Source organism: Halanaerobium sp. (assembly GCF_003070835.1).
Window position 1 is genome coordinate 1 of sequence record NZ_QBLR01000368.1, and the last position, 3,151, is coordinate 3,151.

General features: G+C 31.3%; 3 protein-coding genes and 1 pseudogene. All 4 read right to left on the bottom strand.

Annotated features, from left to right (window positions below; all coding sequences use genetic code 11):
• Window positions 1–96: 96 nt before the first annotated feature.
• The 4 genes and pseudogenes from CI949_RS19100 to CI949_RS19120 all read right to left on the bottom strand — a co-directional run bounded on the left by CI949_RS19100 (window position 97) and on the right by CI949_RS19120 (window position 3,114).
• The gene (locus tag CI949_RS19100) at window positions 97–597 is read right to left on the bottom strand and encodes a hypothetical protein (RefSeq protein WP_290769353.1); all 501 of its coding nucleotides are present in this window, start codon (window positions 595–597) and stop codon (window positions 97–99) included.
• Window positions 598–871: 274 nt separating this feature from the next.
• Window positions 872–1,345, bottom strand: a complete 474-nt coding sequence (locus tag CI949_RS19105) for a hypothetical protein (RefSeq protein WP_290769356.1) — start codon at window positions 1,343–1,345, stop codon at window positions 872–874.
• 203 nt (window positions 1,346–1,548) lie between these two features.
• Window positions 1,549–2,570: pseudogene (locus tag CI949_RS19110) on the bottom strand (glycerol dehydrogenase).
• Window positions 2,554–3,114 carry an EAL domain-containing protein gene (locus tag CI949_RS19120; RefSeq protein WP_290769360.1) on the bottom strand — a complete coding sequence of 187 codons (561 nt, stop codon included), beginning with the start codon at window positions 3,112–3,114 and terminating at the stop codon, window positions 2,554–2,556. Before CI949_RS19120 ends, CI949_RS19110 begins: the two are co-directional and overlap by 17 nt.
• Window positions 3,115–3,151: the final 37 nt, after the last annotated feature.

The following is a 3,151-nucleotide window of genomic DNA, read 5'->3' on the forward strand; positions in this document are numbered from 1 at the left end:
ATGAAATTAATTAGCTAATTTTCTAACTATTCCAACTTTATTATACAGTCTGAGCTGTCTAATTACAAATTATAATAATTTTAAATTTAACTCTTTTCACGGTCCAAAGGGCAGATAAATTTGATGGAGTGAAACATATTTTTCTGTATCCATTTTTCCAACTCCCAGCTCTATTATCTTGTTCTCCTCTTTCCAAATTTTCTGCCAGAGTATTTGATCTTTTACATCTCTTAAGTCAAAATCATTAACTATATCTGGGTCTTCATATTCTGATTCAACAATTTGAGAAAGCTCTTCCAATCTTTTTTCTACATAATAATCTGCTATATAATTAGGACTTTCAAAATATATTTCATAAAGCTGATTCTGATCATTATATAGGGCAAAAATATAATACTCTATTCCTTTAATTTCAATATGTGGGATCCCAACACTCAAAAACATTTTTTTATCCTGTCTTAAGTTTTCATGAAATTGCTTAACTGTCATCCCAAAATTAATATCTCTGTAGACCTGCTTTTCCTCTGCCGCCGAAATTTCAAAAGTTGAAATCAAAATAACAACAAAAATCAGTACTAAAATATACTTTTTCTTCATAACTGGCACCCCTTTTTAATTTTTCCTTAATTCAGCCAGCATTGAGATAACAACAACTTAAAGATCAGGGACTAATATATTAAAATTCAAAACTAAATTTCAGCAAATTTATCTTTATTTTCTCTCTACCTTAATGATATTCTTACTGGGGATTTTTGTCAATAATTTTATTTTCTTAATTTTAGCTAAATTTTTAAATAAAAAAACCCCCACCTCAGAAATAAATCAAAATCTGGCAGCAGGGGCATGTATAATACTTTCTTAAATTTTAATATTAATCATCATCGTCATCATCGTCATCATCGTCATCATCGTCATCATCGTCATCATCGCCATCATCGTCATTATCATCGTTGTCATCATTGCCATCACGGTCATCATCGTCGTCATGGTCGTCATCCATATCTTCGTCATCATCGTCGTAGTCATCATCACTATCATCATCTCTGTCGTTATCATCATCAAAATCAATTTCTAAGTTAATAAATTGATTTTCTATATCATTATAATTATCATTTTGATCTAATATTTCAGAAATACTGTCTAAATCTACACCTTCATCATAATGTAAGTCTATTGCCTCATCCATAATAGCCTCTTTTTCTTGAGAACTAAGATTTTCTGAAGCTGATATCTTTTGAATAATTTCACTAAATTGAGAATTGCTTTGAGCACCAACAAAAGAAGCAGGAACTGCTGCTGTTAAAACCAATAATAAGGTCAACATTATTGAATAATATTTTTTCATCACAAATCCCCCTTAAAGTTTTTTTAATTTTATTACAATTAATTGATTTAAAAAAGTAAGTAATTTACAAATTTTAATATTTAATTAAATAAAAAATTCCCTCCATCAATTTAAAAATTCAGAAAGGGATTCTATTTATATATTATATTTTTTATAATCACTTTAAATTAAATTCTCCAAATCTCGATAATTAAAATACTGATTTAAAGAACATCTACTGCTAAGATTGCATCTTTAACCATTTCTGCATCTACAGCAAATGGCATATTGTGAATTGTCTCGCCTTCAGCACAGCTTGCTTCTGCTACTTTAAGAATCTTTTCATCGGTAACATCTGTGATGCCTAGTTCAGCCAGAGTTGTAGGCAGTCCAACTAATTTACAGAAATTCATTACATTATCAATTTCTAATGGATCTCTGTCTTCCAATACCATCTGAACTAAAGTAGAATAAGCAACTTTTTCTCCGTGAGTTTTAGCATGTGTTTCTTCTAAAACATAAAACAGTAAAACCATTGTGGATTGCATGAGCTGCAGCTAAACCACCACTTTCAAAACCAAGGCCGCTTAATAGAGTATTGGCCTCGACAATTTTTTCTAAGGCTTCAGTTACTACCCCAGCCTCAGCAGCTTTTTTAGCACTAATCCCATATTCTAATAAAGTATTGTAGCAGAGTTCGGCTAAATTTTGGGCTGTCATTGTTGGAGCTCCACCTGACATTGCAGTTTTTCTGGTTAAAGCTGAAGCAGCAGCTTCAAAATAAGTTGCCAGTGCATCGCCCATTCCGGAAACTAAAAATCTAACAGGTGCATTTGCTACTATTTCAGTATCAATCATTACTACATCTGGATTCTTCGGTAAGAATAGGTATTCTTCAAAAACTCCCTCTTCGGTATAAATTACAGATAGTGCACTGCAGGGAGCATCTGTAGCTGCAATAGTAGGTACAATAACTACATACAGGTAATTCAGAATAATGAGCAACAGCTTTAGAGGTGTCTAAAGTTTTACCTCCACCCATACCAATAATCATTTCTGCATTTTTTGCAGCAGCCTTTTCCTTTAGTCTTTCTATTTCTACTTTAGAGCATTCTCCATTGAAAAATTCAATTTCATAATCAAGTTCTTCTAAACCGGACTCTAAGTCAGCTAAAAATAATTCTTTTACAATTGGGTCAGCTATTATTAGAGCTTTTTCTCCAAGTTCTTTAATATAGTCTCCCATTTTCTTCAATAATTTTTTCAAATTGATCTACAGGCAGAGGTTTGTGAAAATAATAGCCCTGAATTTCATCACAGTTTAGTTTTTTCATTATTTCTAACTGTTCAGAGTTTTCTATTCCTTCGGCAATCACTTTTAAATTCATTTTATGAGAAAGATTAATTATAGAATCGATTAAGATCATATTCTTAGAATCAGAAAACTTTCCGATAAAAGATTTGTCAATCTTGAGGGTATCAATTGGAAGTCTGCTTAAATAGCTCAGGGAAGAATAGCCAATACCGAAATCATCAAGGGCAATTGAAAAATCTAAATCTTTAAGTTCATTTAAAGTTTTTATTGTATCACTGCGGTTATCCAGCAGTGCATTTTCTGTTATTTCAAATTCTATCAATTCTCTTCTTATCTTATATTTTTGACTTAAATTTTTAATCTTATCAGCCTTGTTTTTATCATATAATTCAAGCGGAGATAAATTAACAGAGATTCTTAGATCACCATCATATTTATTCTGACAGTTTGAAAGCTGTTTGAAGGCTTCTTCAATAACCTAATCTCCTATTTCTCTAATAAGAGAACTTTCT